The organism is Pseudoalteromonas sp. 0303, assembly GCF_013349995.1.
Lineage (GTDB): Bacteria > Pseudomonadota > Gammaproteobacteria > Enterobacterales > Alteromonadaceae > Pseudoalteromonas.
In genome coordinates this window covers 427,868-444,306 of record NZ_JABVXF010000001.1, presented here as the reverse complement: position 1 = coordinate 444,306, position 16,439 = coordinate 427,868, and the positions used below count along the sequence as shown (strand labels likewise).

Annotated in this window: 16 protein-coding genes; 12 read left to right on the top strand and 4 right to left on the bottom strand. The window is 40.3% G+C overall.

Annotated features, from left to right (window positions below):
* Positions 1-2: 2 nt before the first annotated feature.
* Positions 3-1,736 (top strand): DUF3466 family protein, encoded by a 1,734-nt coding sequence (locus HUS62_RS02055; RefSeq protein WP_175078382.1) that lies wholly within the window; start codon positions 3-5, stop codon positions 1,734-1,736.
* A 79-nt stretch (positions 1,737-1,815) separates the two neighbouring features.
* On the opposite strand, the gene HUS62_RS02050 is transcribed toward HUS62_RS02055, so the two are convergent.
* The gene (locus HUS62_RS02050; RefSeq protein ID WP_054561579.1) at positions 1,816-2,325 is read right to left on the bottom strand and encodes a DUF2062 domain-containing protein; all 510 of its coding nucleotides are present in this window, start codon (positions 2,323-2,325) and stop codon (positions 1,816-1,818) included.
* A 96-nt stretch (positions 2,326-2,421) separates the two neighbouring features.
* Between HUS62_RS02050 and HUS62_RS02045 the strand changes: the two genes are divergently transcribed.
* The 7 genes from HUS62_RS02045 to tcdA are packed head-to-tail and all read left to right on the top strand — an operon-like array spanning position 2,422 to position 9,756.
* Positions 2,422-4,575 (top strand): DNA internalization-related competence protein ComEC/Rec2, encoded by a 2,154-nt coding sequence (locus tag HUS62_RS02045; protein ID WP_175078381.1) that lies wholly within the window; start codon positions 2,422-2,424, stop codon positions 4,573-4,575.
* Between the two features lie 59 nt (positions 4,576-4,634).
* A complete protein-coding gene (msbA, locus tag HUS62_RS02040; RefSeq protein WP_138617495.1) occupies positions 4,635-6,377 on the top strand; it encodes a lipid A export permease/ATP-binding protein MsbA in 1,743 nt (580 codons plus the stop codon).
* A complete protein-coding gene (gene lpxK, locus HUS62_RS02035) occupies positions 6,377-7,354 on the top strand; it encodes a tetraacyldisaccharide 4'-kinase (protein ID WP_175078380.1) in 978 nt (325 codons plus the stop codon). Before msbA ends, lpxK begins: the two co-directional genes overlap by 1 nt.
* Positions 7,344-7,541, top strand: a complete 198-nt coding sequence (locus tag HUS62_RS02030; protein ID WP_036968654.1) for a Trm112 family protein — start codon at positions 7,344-7,346, stop codon at positions 7,539-7,541. The genes lpxK and HUS62_RS02030 overlap by 11 nt, the downstream gene beginning before the upstream one ends.
* Positions 7,529-8,284, top strand: coding sequence for a 3-deoxy-manno-octulosonate cytidylyltransferase (gene kdsB / locus HUS62_RS02025; protein ID WP_175078379.1), 756 nt, complete (start codon positions 7,529-7,531; stop codon positions 8,282-8,284). The genes HUS62_RS02030 and kdsB overlap by 13 nt, the downstream gene beginning before the upstream one ends.
* Positions 8,285-8,286: 2 nt before the next feature.
* Positions 8,287-8,961: a TIGR01621 family pseudouridine synthase gene (locus HUS62_RS02020; protein WP_063529407.1), complete on the top strand. Its 675-nt coding sequence runs from the start codon at positions 8,287-8,289 to the stop codon at positions 8,959-8,961.
* Complete coding sequence (gene tcdA, locus HUS62_RS02015; protein WP_054561573.1) at positions 8,962-9,756, top strand: tRNA cyclic N6-threonylcarbamoyladenosine(37) synthase TcdA; 795 nt, start codon at positions 8,962-8,964, stop codon at positions 9,754-9,756.
* A gap of 3 nt (positions 9,757-9,759) precedes the next feature.
* Here the strand turns inward: tcdA and HUS62_RS02010 are convergent, their stop codons facing one another.
* The 3 genes from HUS62_RS02010 to HUS62_RS02000 all read right to left on the bottom strand — a co-directional run bounded on the left by HUS62_RS02010 (position 9,760) and on the right by HUS62_RS02000 (position 12,799).
* Complete coding sequence (locus tag HUS62_RS02010; RefSeq protein ID WP_175078378.1) at positions 9,760-10,173, bottom strand: SufE family protein; 414 nt, start codon at positions 10,171-10,173, stop codon at positions 9,760-9,762.
* Between the two features lie 13 nt (positions 10,174-10,186).
* Positions 10,187-11,401, bottom strand: a complete 1,215-nt coding sequence (locus HUS62_RS02005) for an aminotransferase class V-fold PLP-dependent enzyme (RefSeq protein ID WP_175078377.1) — start codon at positions 11,399-11,401, stop codon at positions 10,187-10,189.
* A gap of 111 nt (positions 11,402-11,512) precedes the next feature.
* Positions 11,513-12,799, bottom strand: coding sequence for a citrate synthase (locus tag HUS62_RS02000; RefSeq protein WP_054551373.1), 1,287 nt, complete (start codon positions 12,797-12,799; stop codon positions 11,513-11,515).
* Positions 12,800-13,208: 409 nt separating this feature from the next.
* Here HUS62_RS02000 and sdhC point away from each other — a divergent pair, with 409 nt between their 5' ends.
* Genes sdhC through HUS62_RS01980 form a run of 4 tightly spaced genes read left to right on the top strand, consistent with a single transcriptional unit; the run spans position 13,209 to position 16,424 of the window.
* Positions 13,209-13,586, top strand: a complete 378-nt coding sequence (gene sdhC / locus HUS62_RS01995; protein WP_082401567.1) for a succinate dehydrogenase, cytochrome b556 subunit — start codon at positions 13,209-13,211, stop codon at positions 13,584-13,586.
* A complete protein-coding gene (sdhD, locus tag HUS62_RS01990) occupies positions 13,577-13,924 on the top strand; it encodes a succinate dehydrogenase, hydrophobic membrane anchor protein (RefSeq protein WP_054551371.1) in 348 nt (115 codons plus the stop codon). Before sdhC ends, sdhD begins: the two co-directional genes overlap by 10 nt.
* A complete protein-coding gene (gene sdhA, locus HUS62_RS01985) occupies positions 13,925-15,697 on the top strand; it encodes a succinate dehydrogenase flavoprotein subunit (protein ID WP_054561569.1) in 1,773 nt (590 codons plus the stop codon).
* A 10-nt stretch (positions 15,698-15,707) separates the two neighbouring features.
* Positions 15,708-16,424 (top strand): succinate dehydrogenase iron-sulfur subunit, encoded by a 717-nt coding sequence (locus HUS62_RS01980; protein ID WP_054551369.1) that lies wholly within the window; start codon positions 15,708-15,710, stop codon positions 16,422-16,424.
* Positions 16,425-16,439: the final 15 nt, after the last annotated feature.

Here is a 16,439-nt window from a genome sequence, read left to right as displayed (position 1 = left end):
AAATGAAATACAAATTACTCGCTGCCAGTATTTTAGCCACCCTAAGTACCTCAGCGATGAGCGCAACCTATAAATTAGAAGAATTAGGTGGAATTGATGGCGCTAAATTTAACTACGTAACAGATGTCAGTGAAAACGGTCACATCATAGGCTTAGCAAATGGCCTTTACAAATTACCCGTTGATGTCTCTTATATCGATTTTACAGATTCGTTGATCAAAGATGCTTATGATACAGCTAAAAAGCAGTATGAACTTATTGATAAAGAAATTACATTCACCCTTGATGATATTGAGAATAACGATGCGGTAAATACAAATGCCGATGCTCATGCATTTATGGTCAGTTTTTTAACAGGTCGTTCAACTGACTCAGAATATCAAAAATTATCAAGTGCAATTACAACACTTTACACATCTGAAGGTGCTTCAGAACAAGTTTTATTTGATGAACAGTCTCTTGATTTTGATGGCTTAACACGCTCGACTTCTAATCTACTAAATGCTGTAACAGATGACGGTGTGATGGTTGGTTGGGGCAGTGCACCTTACGAAAAAACATCGTTCACTCAAACAGATGAAGACGAAGAAGAAACCCACTTTTTAAGAGACTTCATTAGCCGTGCAATTGTTATCAGCGAAGACGGTGTGAAAGTTGAATTAGCACCAGAGTTTGATGAGTATGGTGGTGTTAGCTCAGCAAATGATATTATCAAAACAGCAAATGGCTATGAAGTAGTAGGCACTGTCTCTACTGATATTGCGGTTGATCCACTGGATGATATTACAGATAACTGTGACGGAGAAGATGAACCAGTTTCAGACTGTGTAGAAGCGTACAACCGTACTTATTCAACGGGTATTTATAATAAACGTGCTGTTAAGTGGACATTAGACAGTAATCTAAACATCACCAATACAGAAATGTATGGCTTAGGTTTAACGCCTGAAGATGATGAAGATTTCGCGTTCCGTAGTAACGCACTTGCAATCAACGAAAATGGTTTAGTGGTTGGTACGTCTGATGTGCGTTACAAGAGTAATAGTACACGTATTACTATGCCTGTTATTTTCGAAAATGGTGAAGTAAAAGAATTTATCGACCAAGAGGATGATTGGATTTCGGGTCAGCCTTTAGCGGTAAATAATGATGATGTTATTGTTGGCTACGCGAGCAAGCGTATCGACGGTACAACGCGTACAAAATTTTTCTACTACGATAAAAATAGCGATAGCGTTGTTTTCCCAACGGATTACTTTTCAAGCTCAAGTTCATTAGCTAACGATATCAATGACAATGGTATTATTGTTGGTGAGGGCGAAACAGATATTTACAATACTTCTACCCGTCGTCGTGAAGGTTTCATGTACACCATTGGTGAAGATTCAGTTGTTAACTTAAACGATTTATTACCTTGTTATGAAGAAGATGGTGAGACTCGCTTTAAATACACGGTTGCTGAAGCGAAATCAATTAACAACAATAATGAAATCTTCGGTGTTGCGACTAAAACTGTTGAAAAGACAGATTCATTCGGTAACGTTGTAGTCGATGTTAATGGCAATATCGAATATGAAAGTGTCGCAGTGGCTGTTAAGTTAACACCAATTGATGGCTCTATTGAAGAGTGTCCTGCAGAAGAGATTGAACAATACGAGCGTCAATCAGCAAGCTTCCCTTGGTATGCATTATTGCTATTACCATTTGCAGCAGCACGTCGCTTCTTTAAAAAGTAATCGTTTCGTAATCGAGACTTACTAGTCAATATTAAAAAACCCAGCTTCAAGCTGGGTTTTTTGTCTATACTGAAATCAGTTATTTTTTATGGCGGTGTATCCATGCTTTACGGACTGAGCGTTTCCAAAGCATGTCGGTACCAAAATAACCAATGATTGCCGCAGCTGTTGCACATATAAATGAGCCAACTAAAAATGCAGGTCCAATTGTTGTAAGGCTATCTATAAACCATTGCCAGCTTGGTTCAAATTGGAAGTGCTGCTGTGGTTGAGCAAGGGCAATGGTGCCTACAATATATGAACAATAGAAAATAGGAGGCATGGTCAGTGGGTTAGTGATCCACACTGTTGCAACAGAAATCGGTAAATTTACTCGAAATGGAATAGCCAGGGCGGCTGCAAGAACCATTTGAAAAGGAACAGGGATGAACGCAAAAAATAAACCAACAGCAAATGCACCGCGTGCTGAGCGTCTATTTAAGTGCCATAAATTGGCATCATGCAATAAACGACCAAAAATTCTTAAATACTTGTGTTCTTTTACCTTGTTATGATCAGGTAAAAAGCGTTGGATCGTTTTCTTAGCCATTTAAAGCAACCATTTACATCTATTTGGTTATGCAGCGGCTTTGTTATAGGCTGTTTTTTCACCCTATATACATTTGGCACTGCGGCGTTTTATATAATGAGTTTTGCTGTATTGCTAGCAGGTGCCTATTTTAAGCCTTTTTTAACTCTATTGTCAGGGTTTATTTGCGCTATTTTAGTAGTGATTTTTCATTACTTCATCTTTTATTCAATCTCTGACTGTCAAATCGATTATCAACAAAGCAGATTAGTTCTATTTGAGGTAGTTGAAACTTACAGTGAACAAAGCCCTTATTACATTAAAGCAAGTCTTAAAAATATTGAATCTTGCTCTACAGGCATGCGACCTGCTCCTAATGCAATGCTAAGCATTACTTCAGATAAACCTGTTACTAGTGGAGATAAATTAAGCGCAGAACTCAAACTTAAACCTTACAGATCGGTAAAAAATTTCTATAGTTTTGATAGAGAGCGGCAAGCATTACTTGAGCGAGTATTTTATAAAGGCCGAAGCGTAGGGGAGATAAGCTATTTAAATCATCATCGATATGACTCCCTTCGAGTGAGTTACCACACATATATTGAAAAAGTGACGGCAAACACCCAGTTACAATGGCTTTATTATGCGCTTTTAACCGGTGACAGAAGTAAAATAAGCTATGAAGATAGAAAACACCTACGTGAATTAGGCTTGTCGCATCTGCTTGCTATTTCAGGTCTTCATATCGGACTTATCTTTGCAGTCGGCTTTTATAGTAGTAAGTGGCTGTTAAGAGTGAGTCATTTACGCGTAAGACAATCAATTCAATTAAATAAGTTATTTGTTTTTGTAGGATTCTGTTGCTCGTTCATCTATGTCTACTTAAGTGATTTTATAGTTTCCGCAAGCCGAGCGCTGCTGATGTTAGGCTGTTACCTTGTTATTTATAACCTAGGGAAAAACCCAGTGCGTTGGCGTTCAATTTTGTACGCCTTGAGTGTTGTGTTGTTTATAGACCCATTTGCACTTTTAAACCCCGGGCTCTATTTCAGTTTTTTGGCTGTTACGATCATCTTTCTACTGACTAAAAACACAGTTAATTTGTCACTTGGTTTTTTAAACCGATTTGCACAGCTACTGCAAGTTCAGTGCGCTTTATTTGTCGGTTTACTGCCTCTATCCTTATATTACTTCTCTGGCACTAGCGTCATAGGTTTATTGATTAACCTCATTGCCGTGCCCTTGGTAGGTTTACTATTATTGCCTTTGTTACTTTTTTATAGTTTGGTTTCTAGCCTACTGGATGTTTCTGGTTTGTTATCACTCGTCGACAGTGCGCTGTATTATGGCTATCAATTACTACTCTCTATCCCTAATGGCTGGCGTTGGTTCTCGCTCAATGAGTTTAGTTTTTCATTATTGATCATAAGTTACATATCACTTCTGCTGTTGTACTTTAGTCCAAATAAATATGTGTGCTTAATTCCTGTTTGTGTATATGTCGTTGATAGTGAATTACAGCCAGAAGCTAAGTTTCAGTTAGATGTGTTTGATGTAGGGCATGGCTTGATGGTGATGGTAAGCCACAAAAACAAAGCGATAATTTATGATTTAGGGCCACAGTACTTTGGCCGTTATGATTATGTACGCCGTGTATTACTCAACAACATCATTAAACAACAGTTATCTGTTATCGCAACAATAATAAGCCACTTAGATAACGACCATTCTGGCGGTTTAACAAGTTGGCAAATGGCAGGGTTTCAAGACACTCTAGCTATCTTTCATCCTCAGGGGCTGGGAAATAAGTGCAAAACAACAACACTCAAGCTTGATGAGCTTAATATCAGAAGTTTTACAGCAAAGGTAGAAAACGCGAGTCGTAATGATCAGTCGTGTTTATTAAAAGTAACGGGTTTTAATTACTCAGTGTTACTGACTGGGGATATATCCGCAGCGGCAGAAACTAAGCTTGTTGAATCGGGGAAGGATTTACGAGCGACTATTTTAATAAGCCCCCATCATGGTAGTAATACTTCTTCCAGTTATAAATTTATAGGTGCAGTAATCCCTGAAGTAGTTATCCATTCATCTGCTTATCAAGGGCAATGGCGCTTTCCTCATCCTGAGGTTGTAAATCGTTATAACCAACACCATATACAGCAGTTATCGACGGCAGAATATGGCCATATACGCATAAAATTTTACGAAGATATATATCGCTTAGAATTTGCGCGAGAGCAGGAAAGTTATTGGTTCGAACAAGATTGACGTTTTGTTTTTACCCCCTAAAGGCTACAATAGTCGAAGTCTATGAATAAGAGAGTGTTATGGATCAAACTACATCCCAAATCTATAAGCGATTAATCAGTTATGTGGGTGATTATAAATTAATCGCGTTTTTCGCCATTGTAGGCATGATTGGCTATTCAGCCATGGATGCATTGTTTATCAATTTAATGAAGCCCTTCATTGATGAAGGTTTAAATGATCGTAACACTGATGTTTTAACTTATGCACCATTTGTTGTAATTGCATTGGTATTAGGTCGTGGCATGTTTAACTATATGTCGTCGTACTGTTTAAGTTATGTAGGCTCTCAAGTTGTAAGAACGTTGCGCCAACAATTATTCGAACATATTTTACATCTGCCGGTGTCTTTTCATGATAAAAATTCAAATGGCGATTTAATCTCTAAAATCACCTTTGATACTGAGCAGGTTCAACAAGCCATTACTAAAGCCCTGTTAATTGTTGTAAGAGAAGGGGCCTTTGTTGTTTTCTTACTATTTAATATGTTTTATACCAGTTGGAAGCTATCACTGATATTTTTAGTCATTATTCCGCTGGTGGCCGTGATCGTTGCGTTTGTATCGAAACGTTTTCGTATGATTTCGAAAAAAATCCAATCTGCTATGGGCCAAGTAACTCGCAGTTCAGAGCAAATGCTATCTGGTCACAAGGTGATTCATGGCTTTGGTGGTCAACAGCAAGAGATATCGCAATTCTCGGCTATTAATAATCATAATCGTCAGCAGCGCATTAAAATGGATGCAACTAAAGCGTTAAGCGTTTCTGTTATCCAAATTTTGGCAGCAAGCGCGATGGCCGTGATTTTATGGGTTGTGTCTATGCCGTCGATGATTGATACCATCAGTTCAGGTGACTTCGTATTACTTATTTCATCAATGATGATGTTATTACGCCCACTGAAGCAACTTTCTAACGTTAATAGCGATTTACAACGTGGTATTTCGGCAGCGCAAAGTATCTTTTTAGTTCTTGATGAAGAAGTAGAAAAAGACACTGGCACTTACAGCGTTGACAAAGTAACTGGGAAAATTGAAGTGAACAATGTGACCTTTAAATACCCAACGAAAGATGAGCCTGTATTAAAGAATTTATCTCTTTCGATTAATGCAGGCGAAAGCATCGCATTGGTTGGCCGTTCTGGCTCAGGTAAATCGACCATCTCAAATTTATTACCGCGTTATTATGAGCTTGAAGGTGACAGTGAAATTTTGCTTGATGGCGTCAACATTGCTGATTACAAACTGACAGACTTACGTAAGCAATTTGCACTGGTATCTCAGCAAGTGGTTTTATTTAACGACACTATTACGAATAACATTTGCTATGGCCTTGACCGCGAATTAACAAACGAGGAGTTAATGGCGGTTGCCAAGCAAGCCCATGTTTGGGAGTTTGTTAAAGACTTACCAGAAGGTTTAGATACCATGGTGGGTGAAAACGGCGTTATGTTATCAGGCGGTCAGCGTCAGCGAATAGCTATTGCTCGTGCAATATTAAAAGATGCCCCTATTTTGATTCTTGATGAAGCGACATCTGCGCTTGATACTGAATCTGAAAAACTGATCCAGCAAGCACTTGATAGCTTAATGAAAGAAAAAACATCGATTGTGATAGCACACCGTTTATCAACAATAGAAAACAGTGATTGCATTTATGTCATCGACCATGGTCAAGTTATCGAAAAGGGCACGCATGGCGAGCTACTTGAAAAAGACGGTACCTATAGTGCGTTATGTAAGATGCAGTTTGGTGAGCAGTAGTGAGTGTTATTGAAAAAAGCTGGTATAAAAAGCCTGGCTTACTCAGCGTTCTGCTGTTACCTTTCAGTGTGCTTTTTTGGCTTATCTCAACGCTTCGTGCTTTGTTATATAAGCTTAATATACTAAAAGCATTTAAAGCGCATCTTCCTGTCATTGTTGTGGGTAACATTAGTGTGGGTGGAAACGGCAAAACGCCATTTGTTATTTGGCTCGCTGAATACTTACAGCAGCAAGGTTTAAAAGTGGCGGTGATCAGTCGTGGCTATGGTGGTCAGTCTGATTCGTATCCTTTGTTAGTGACTGAACAAACGACGACAGCGCAAGCGGGTGACGAACCAGTACTTATTAAACGCCGCCTAGGTTGTGTTGTAATGGTTGGCCCTGACCGACAAGCGAGTATAAAAAAATTAGAACAACATGATATCGATGTCATTATTTCTGATGATGGCATGCAGCATTATAAAATGGCGCGTGATATCGAATGTTGTATCGTTGATAGTGAACGCCAATTTGGTAACGGTTTATTAATGCCTGCAGGTCCACTTCGTGAAACCAAAGCGCGCTTAAAATCGGTTGATTTAGTCATAGAAAATGGTGGCAGCGCTCAAAGCCGCTATGATTTAACATCAAGCCCATTTCGTACCGTGAGTAATTCAGAACTCGCCAATTCAGTTCAAGATAAAGGCCATGCGGTCAGTGCTATTGGTAACCCCAAACGCTTTGAAATAAGTCTTGAGCAGCAAGGCATTAACTTACTATCAACTCATCATTTTCGTGATCATTATGCCTACCAAGCAAATGACTTTAGCGATTTTGCAGATGACGCTGTATTTATGACAGAAAAAGATGCAGTTAAATGCTTTAGTTTTGCTAAACCAAATTGGTATTATTTACCTGTTGATGCAAAGCCAACAGCAGCAGTTATCGAAAAACTTAATTTATTATTAAAACAAAAAGGGATCCTCAATGGCCTTTGATACAAAATTACTTGAAATTATCGCTTGCCCAGTGTGTAAAGGTAAACTACGTCTTGATAAAGAAAATCAAGAGCTTATCAGTACTGCTGCGAAACTAGCGTACCCAATCAAAGACGATATCCCGGTGCTTTTAGAAAATGAAGCCCGTGAATTAAGCCAAGAAGAGGTTGATAAGTGGAATTCGTAGTCGTTATCCCAGCTCGCTACGCATCGACGCGTTTACCAGGTAAACCACTTGCTGATATTTGTGGTAAACCAATGATCCAACATGTTTATGAAAAAGCGGTTGCATCAGGTGCATCACAAGTTTATGTAGCGACTGATCATCAAACAGTGTTTGATGCAGTAAAGAAGTTTACTGATAATGTATTGATGACACGAGAAGATCACCAATCAGGCACAGAACGTTTAGCTGAAGTTGTTGAACAGTTAAAACTTGAAAGTGACACTATTGTTGTCAACGTGCAAGGTGATGAGCCTTTATTGGCATGCGAAAACGTATCTCAAGTTGCCATGCTACTTGCTGATTCTGATGCGCCAATGGCGACTTTGAGCACCAGCATTGATGAGATTGATGATATATTTAATCCCAACTGTGTAAAAGTCATTAACGATGCAGACAACAATGCACTGTATTTTTCGCGTTCGCCAATCCCTTATCACCGTGATGCGATGATGAATGATGACCGTGATAAGCTAGATCTTGCTGATTTTGCACGCCATATTGGTATTTATGCTTATCGTGCTGGCTTCATTAAGGACTACATCGAATTACCAGAATCTCGATTAGAGCTTTTAGAGTCTTTAGAGCAGCTTCGTGTACTTTATCATGGCCACAAAATTAAAATCGCAAAAGCTCTGTGTGCACCGCAAGCAGGCGTAGATACCCCTGAAGATTTAGCGCGCGTTATTGCAGTGCTTGGCAACTAAAAATGCATGATGTAAACAATGTTCATCTTCATGCCAGTGAAGATGACTTCTTTGTTTTTTATAAACCAGCAGGTGTGAGCTTTCATAGTGAACAATGTGCTGGTTTTGTCGTACTTGCTGAAGAGCTTGTTAATGAGAAGCTCTATCCGGTTCATCGGCTAGATAAAGTAACATCAGGTTTAATTATATTAGCCCGTAACAAAGAAGCCGCAGCCGAATTCACTTCGCTATTTTCTGATCATAAAATAAATAAGTTTTATCTAGCCGTTAGTGATGCTAAGCCTAAGAAAAAGCAAGGTTGGATAAAAGGGGATATGCAGAAAAGTCGTCGTGGTGCATTTAAGCTGTTAAAGAGCCAAACGAATCCTGCTATCACACGCTTTTACTCAAAAAGTATTCGACCAGGGCTTCGTGCATACTTGTTAAAGCCATTCTCTGGTAAGACACATCAGCTTAGAGTCGCGATGAAAAGCTTAGGCGCTCCAATTCTAGGTGATAGTACGTATGCTGGTAGTAAAGACGAGCGCACAAACTTGCATGCCTATGCACTACAATTTAGTTATAAAGAGCAGCTTAAAGAGTATCGATGTGATTACACTTTAGGTACTCATCTTAATGAAGTTTTTAACTCAGACGAATTCAAAGAGTGGACAGCTCCTTGGACGTTGGATTGGTAAATGAAAGAAACAACACAAGACATTCGTTTTGGTGGCATTAAACGTTTATATGGTCATCAACAATTTGATTGGTTACAACAAGCACATTTTTGTGTCATTGGTATTGGTGGCGTAGGTAGTTGGGCTGCTGAAGCATTGGCTCGAACGGGTGTAGGGCAACTAACCCTCATTGATTTAGATGATATTTGTGCAACCAATGTTAATCGTCAAATTCATGCTTTAACTGGCACCGTAGGCGAAGCAAAAGTAGAAGCGATGAAAACACGTTGTGAGCTTATAAATCCAGATATCAAAATTAATGTTATTGACGATTTCATTACGCTAGATAACATTCGTGAGCATATTCAAGGTTTTGACTATGTGATTGATTGTATTGATGCTGTAAAAGAAAAAGCTGCGCTTATTGCTCACTGTAAACGCATAAAACTACCGGTTATTACAACCGGAGGCGCAGGCGGGCAAACCGACCCTAGTCAAATCAGTTTTGGTGACGTTGCAAAGACAACCCATGATCCATTGCTTGCAAAAGTACGTTATATTTTGCGAAAACAGTACAACTTTAGTAGCAATCCAAAGCGAAAATTTAACGTCGATTGTGTTTATTCTACAGAGCAGCTTGTATATCCAACCTCTGAAGGTGAGGTTTGCCAAGCAAAACAAGGTGCAGATGGTTCAATGAATATGGACTGTAATAATGGTTTTGGCTCTGCAACCATGGTGACAGGCAGCTTTGGCTTTTTTGTTGCAGCCAAAGCGATTAGAAAATACCTTGATAAAAAACAGCGTAGTTTATAAAACTTATTGTTTTTGTTCAGCCATGGTTTGAATTTTATCAACCATGGCTTTAATACCATTACCACGAGAAGGGCTCAAATGGCTAATTAGACCGAGTCGTTCAAATTCATTATAGGCATTAATTTGCGTTGCTTGCTCCGGTGTTAGACCATTGTATAAGGCTAAAATTAAAGCCAATAGCCCTTTAACGATACGAGTATCTGAATCGCCCGCTAAAACTAGGCTGTTTTCTGTATGATCAAAGTCGATATACAGCCACACTTTACTTTCACAGCCTTTAACAAGGGCATCATCTACTTTGAGTACTTCAGGCATAACAGGTAATTGCTTACCTAAGAGCATTATTTGGCGATATTTTTGCTGCCAGCCTGCAGCTGTTTCAATGTTTTTACTAACGGCTTCAAACGCTGAATTCATAACTTATCCAAAATTAATCTAATAACTCAATACTACTTTTAACAGCACTGATAAAGGCGTCTACATCAGCTTTATTGTTATATAACGCAAAACTTGCTCGTACAGTCCCAGGTATACCTAAATGGCTCATTATAGGTTGTGTACAATGATGGCCACTACGCACGGCAACGCCAAATCCATCAAGTAGGGTGGCTAAATCAAACGGATGTTCATCGCGATAATTAAAACTAATGTTACCGATGTTATCTGTTTGGTTTGAATAGATATTAATACCATCAATAGCTGATAATTGTTTTATCGCATAGTCAAAAACTGTATGCTCATGTTGACGCATTTGCTGAAAATCTAACGATATTAAATAATTTATTGCCTCACTAAAGGCAATGACACCTGCAATATTCGGTGTTCCTGCTTCAAATTTACCCGGCGCATCACGAAAAGTGCTGTGTGTTAGGTTCACTGTTTCGATCATTTCGCCACCGGTTTGATACACATCGAGCGAATTTAACAGCTCAAATCGGCCATATAGGCCTCCTAAACCTGTCGGCCCGAGCATTTTATGGGCAGAAAATACGTAAAAATCACAGGAAATTTCTTGTAAATTAGGGCGTAAATGCATCGCTGCCTGCGCACCATCAATAACAGAAATAGCATTAATGGCTTTACATGCGCTAATGATTGGCGCTAAATCAGTGATATTCCCAAGGGTATTTGATGCATGGGTAATAGCGACTATTTTAGGGTTTTGTTGCTTGATAAATTCACTACAGTGCACGCTATTAATAGTTAAATCATTTTCTATCGGCAAAATAATGACTTCTGCACCGGTACGCTGAGCTAGCTGTTGCCAAGGGACGATGTTGGCGTGGTGTTCAATAGCAGATAGGGCGATTTTATCGCCAGGATTAAGCCTCGAAGCCAGACCATTTGCGATTAAATTAATCGATTCGGTTGCCCCTTTGGTCCACACTATCTCATTATTTTTTACAGAAAAATAATCTGCAAGTAGCGTTCGGGTATGTTCATATTGGCGTGTCGCGTTTTCACTGAGTGTATGGCGGCCGCGGTGCACATTAGCGTTCTCGTGGGTATAAAAACGGCTAAGAGTATTAATAACTGCCTGTGGCTTTTGCGAGGTAGCCGCTGAGTCTAAATACACCAAAGGCTGCTCATTGACTGTTTCATTCAGTATGGGAAAGTCAGCACGTATTTTTGTGATATCGAACATGAAAGGCCTTAAGCTACAAGAATGCGACGATTTTAATTACTTTGCACAAATAGACAAGTGCAGGGCAACAAAAAAGGCCGCATAGCGGCCTTTTTTAAACGCAAATTCGTATTAACGCTTGTCTGTTGGTACGTAATCGCGTGAAGTTTCACCAGTGTATAACTGACGAGGACGGCTGATCTTGTGACCAGGTTGAGAAAGCATCTCATCCCAGTGAGAGATCCAACCAACAGTACGTGACATTGCAAAGATTACAGTGAACATGCTTGTTGGAATACCGATTGCTTTTAAGATGATACCTGAGTAGAAATCTACGTTAGGGTAAAGTTTCTTCTCAACGAAGTATGGGTCTTCAAGTGCAATTTGCTCAAGCTTCATAGCGATATCAAGAAGTGGATCTTGAATGTTTAGCTCAGCAAGTACTTCGTGACATGTTTGACGCATTACTGTCGCACGTGGGTCGAAGTTTTTGTATACACGGTGACCAAAGCCCATAAGACGGAAAGGATCAGACTTATCTTTTGCTTTAGCAACGTACTCGTCGATACGGTCAACAGAGCCGATTTCTTCTAACATGTTAAGACATGCTTCGTTAGCACCACCGTGCGCAGGGCCCCATAAAGATGCGATACCAGCCGCGATACAGGCGTAAGGGTTAGCACCTGAAGAACCAGCTAGACGAACAGTTGACGTTGATGCGTTTTGCTCGTGGTCAGCGTGAAGCATGAAGATTTTGTCCATTGCTTTAGCAAGAACAGGGCTTACTTTGTATTCTTCAGCTGGTACTGAGAACATCATGTGTAAGAAGTTTTCAGCGAAGCTTAAGTCGTTACGCGGGTAAACAAACGGTTGACCTACATTGTATTTGTAAGCCATCGCAGCGATAGTTGGTAATTTAGCAACTAGCTTGATTGCGCTTGTTTTACGTTGTGTTGCGTCAGTGATGTCTAAATCTTCGTGGTAGAAAGAAGAAAGAGCACCTACAACACCACACAGCATTGCCATTGGGTGAGCGTCAAAGCGGAAACCTTGGAAGAAGTTTGCGATTTTAGTATCAAGCATTGTGTTGTGCGTGATTTCTTGAGCAAAAGCTTCGTATTGTTCTTTAGTCGGTAATTCGCCGTTTAATAGTAAGTAGCAAAGCTCGATGTAGTTTGATTCATCAGCTAATTGCTCGATTGGGTAACCACGGTGTAATAAAACACCTTTGCCGCCATCGATGTAAGTGATTGAAGATTCACAAGAACCGGTCGACATGAAACCTGGGTCGTAAGTGAAGTGACCGTGTGAACCTAACGTACGTACGTCGATTACATCTTGGCCAGCAGTGCCTTGGTAAATTGGAAGTTCGATTGGATCAAGACCATCAATATGGACCGTGGCTTTCTTATCCGCCATCTATTTATCTCCTATTAAGATAACAACTCTGATTGTTATGTTCTGAATCTGTTTAAGCACATTCTTTTCATTTTAACGTGAAAGAGGGGTATAAAGTCAATTTTTATAAACATTATGCACAAATGGATAATAAATATTCTGCCAGGATTAAATATTATACTATTGGCTAATTCGCAAACGTCTCTTACTAAACAAGAATTGTAAAAAGACCTTTGGCTATATATACTATCCAAGGTTTTATACCGTATTGTCTGTAGGTAAACTTTATTTTTACATTTGAGTTTTGCATAAGTGTGAACTTTTTGTGTATCAACACGGTTTACTTAGATAGTTCCATCGAAATTCATTTTGATGGGTTTTAGAAAAACAAGTAGATGAGCTCCTTAGTGGGCAAGATGGGCAAGTAACTGTGAAAAAGCAAAGACCTGTAAATCTAGATCTAACAACTATATCTATGCCGGCAACGGCTAAAGCATCAATTTTTCACCGCGTCACCGGTGTTGCATTATTTTTTGCTTTAACTTTTGTCATTTGGGCTTGGTCTGAGTCTCTTTCTTCTGCAGAAGGTTTTGAATTCGTCAAGGGTCTGTTCAGCGGATTCATTGCCAAATTCATAGCATGGGGCACCATTTCTGTATTGGCGTATCACTTAATCGGTGGTATCCGTCATATCATTATGGACATGGGTCACTGGGAAGAACTTGAATCAGGTAACTTCAGCGCTAAAGTTGCATTAGCTTTAGGTGTTGTAGCTGCAATTCTAGCAGGAGTGTGGATATGGTTTTAAATCAAGCAACTCTTAAACGTGATGGTGTACAAGATTTCGTATCACTACGTGCAACAGCATTAATAATCAGCGCTTACGCGATTTTTATTATCGGCTATTTTTTATGTACGCCAGAAGTCACTTTCGAAGCCTGGCAAGGCCTATTCTCTAACCTAGCAATGAAAGGGTTTACCTTAATTACCCTAGTTTGCATTATGGTTCACACCCGTATCGGCCTTTGGCAAGTTCTTACTGACTATGTTAAATGCGCTAAATTACGTGCTGTTTTAGGCTTTGTATTAAACCTTATGGCTGTTGCTTACGTAGCAATTGGTCTAATCGTTTTATGGGGTGTTTAAGTGAATTATTCTGTTCGTGAATTTGACGCTGTAGTGATTGGTGCAGGTGGTGCGGGTATGCGCGCAGCACTAGCTATCACTGAATCAGGCAAAACCTGTGCACTTATCTCAAAAGTTTTCCCTACACGTTCTCACACTGTGTCTGCACAGGGTGGTATTACGGTTGCTCTGGGTAACTCACATGAAGATAACTGGGAATGGCACATGTACGATACTGTTAAAGGTTCCGATTTCATCGGTGACCAAGACGCTATCGAATATATGTGTAAAACAGGCCCAGAAGCTATTACTGAATTAGAAAACATGGGTTTACCATTTTCTCGTTTTGAAAATGGCCGTGTTTACCAACGTCCTTTCGGCGGTCAGTCGAAAAACTTTGGTGGTGAACAGGCTGCACGTACTGCAGCAGCAGCTGACCGTACTGGTCACGCGCTATTACACTGTTTATACCAACAGAACGTTAAAAACAAAACTAACGTATTCTCTGAGTGGTACGCACTAGATTTAGTTAAAAACAGCGACGGTCACGTTGTTGGTTGTACAGCAATCGACATCGAGTCTGGCGAAGTTGTTTACTTCAAATCAAAAGCTGTTGTTTTAGCAACAGGTGGTGCAGGCCGTATCTACGCATCGACAACGAATGCACACATCAATACTGGTGACGGTGTTGGTATGGCTACACGTGCTGGTGTTGCAATGCAAGATATGGAAATGTGGCAGTTCCACCCAACAGGTATCGCCGGTGCCGGTGTACTTGTAACTGAAGGTTGTCGTGGTGAAGGTGGTTACCTTCTTAATAAAGACGGCGAACGCTTCATGGAACGTTACGCACCAAATGCAAAAGACTTAGCGTCTCGTGACGTTGTTGCTCGTTCAATGATGACTGAGATCCGTGAAGGTCGTGGTTGCGATGGTCCTTACGGTCCTCACATCAAGCTTAAGCTTGACCACTTAGGTGAAGAAACACTTAACTTACGTCTTCCAGGCGTATGTGACCTTGCGAAAACATTCGCACACGTTGATCCAGCTAAAGAACCAATTCCAGTTATCCCAACATGTCACTACATGATGGGTGGTGTTCCAACTAACGTAAATGGTCAAGCATTACAAATTGATGCAAACGGCCAAGAGAAAGTAGTTGAAGGTTTATTCGCTGTTGGTGAGATTGCATGTGTATCTGTACACGGTGCTAACCGCCTAGGTGGTAACTCACTACTTGACTTAGTTGTATTCGGCCGCGCAGCTGGTAACTTCTTAGGTAAGTACCTTAACGGTGTTGAAGCAGGTAAAGATGCGTCTGATTCAGATCTTGAAGCATCACTTGCACGCTTTAACCGTTGGGAAAACTCTAAAGCTGGCCAAGGTGAAGACCCAGTACAAATCAAGAAAGACCTACAAATGTGTATGCAACTTAACTTCTCGGTATTCCGTGAAGGTGATGCAATGGCAACAGGTCTTAAAGAGCTTAAAGAAATTCGTGAACGTCTTCAGTACGCTCGTCTTGACGACAAGTCGACTGAGTTCAACACTGCACGTATCGAATGTCTAGAGCTTGATAACTTGATGGAAACAGCATACTCAACAGCAGTAGCTGCAAACTTCCGTACAGAAAGCCGTGGTGCACACTCTCGTTTTGACTTCCCAGATCGTGATGACGATAACTGGCTATGTCACTCTATCTATAACCCAGTTACAGATGAAATGACAAAACGTGAAGTAAACTACGCGCCGAAACTGCGTGAAGCTTTCCCACCTAAAGCACGTACATACTAGGAGCGAGACGATGGCACAAGTACAATTTTCGGTTTATCGTTACAATCCAGATGTTGATAATGCACCACGTATGCAGGACTTCTCGCTAGAAACGCAAGAAGGCCAAGATATGATGGTATTGGATGCGCTTATGCAATTAAAAGAGCAAGATCCAACATTATCATTCCGTCGTTCATGCCGTGAAGGTGTGTGTGGTTCAGACGGTATCAACATGAATGGTAAAAACGGTTTAGCGTGTATTACTCCTTTATCAACGCTACTAAAAGGTGGCAAAGGTAAAATCGTAATTCGTCCTTTACCAGGTTTACCTGTGGTACGTGACCTTGTTATTGACATGAGTCAGTTCTACACTCAATACGAAAAAGTTAAGCCTTACCTAATCAACGACACGCCTGCGGCGGGTGAGCGTCTTCAGTCAATCGAAGAACGTGATAAGTTAGATGGCTTATATGAGTGTATCTTATGTGCATGTTGTTCAACATCGTGTCCTTCGTTCTGGTGGAATCCAGACAAGTTCATCGGTCCTGCGGGTCTTCTTCATGCGTATCGTTTCTTGGCTGATAGCCGCGATACAGCTACTGAAGAGCGTCTTGCTGACCTTGACGATGCGTTCAGCGTGTTCCGTTGTCACAGTATCATGAACTGTGTTAGCGTGTGTCCAAAAGGTCTTAACCCGACCAAAGCAATTGGACAAATCAAATCAATGCTTTTAAACCGCGCTGTTTAAAGCTTGAATATGTAA

Coding starts and splice junctions, on each gene's coding strand:
- HUS62_RS02055 (WP_175078382.1), top strand. CDS start 3: ATGAAATACAAATTACTCGCTGCCAGTATTTTAGCCACCCTAAGTACC.
- HUS62_RS02050 (WP_054561579.1), bottom strand. CDS start 2,325: ATGGCTAAGAAAACGATCCAACGCTTTTTACCTGATCATAACAAGGTA.
- HUS62_RS02045 (WP_175078381.1), top strand. CDS start 2,422: ATGAGTTTTGCTGTATTGCTAGCAGGTGCCTATTTTAAGCCTTTTTTA.
- msbA (WP_138617495.1), top strand. CDS start 4,635: ATGGATCAAACTACATCCCAAATCTATAAGCGATTAATCAGTTATGTG.
- HUS62_RS02030 (WP_036968654.1), top strand. CDS start 7,344: ATGGCCTTTGATACAAAATTACTTGAAATTATCGCTTGCCCAGTGTGT.
- HUS62_RS02020 (WP_063529407.1), top strand. CDS start 8,287: ATGCATGATGTAAACAATGTTCATCTTCATGCCAGTGAAGATGACTTC.
- tcdA (WP_054561573.1), top strand. CDS start 8,962: ATGAAAGAAACAACACAAGACATTCGTTTTGGTGGCATTAAACGTTTA.
- HUS62_RS02010 (WP_175078378.1), bottom strand. CDS start 10,173: ATGAATTCAGCGTTTGAAGCCGTTAGTAAAAACATTGAAACAGCTGCA.
- HUS62_RS02005 (WP_175078377.1), bottom strand. CDS start 11,401: ATGTTCGATATCACAAAAATACGTGCTGACTTTCCCATACTGAATGAA.
- HUS62_RS02000 (WP_054551373.1), bottom strand. CDS start 12,799: ATGGCGGATAAGAAAGCCACGGTCCATATTGATGGTCTTGATCCAATC.
- sdhD (WP_054551371.1), top strand. CDS start 13,577: ATGGTTTTAAATCAAGCAACTCTTAAACGTGATGGTGTACAAGATTTC.
- HUS62_RS01980 (WP_054551369.1), top strand. CDS start 15,708: ATGGCACAAGTACAATTTTCGGTTTATCGTTACAATCCAGATGTTGAT.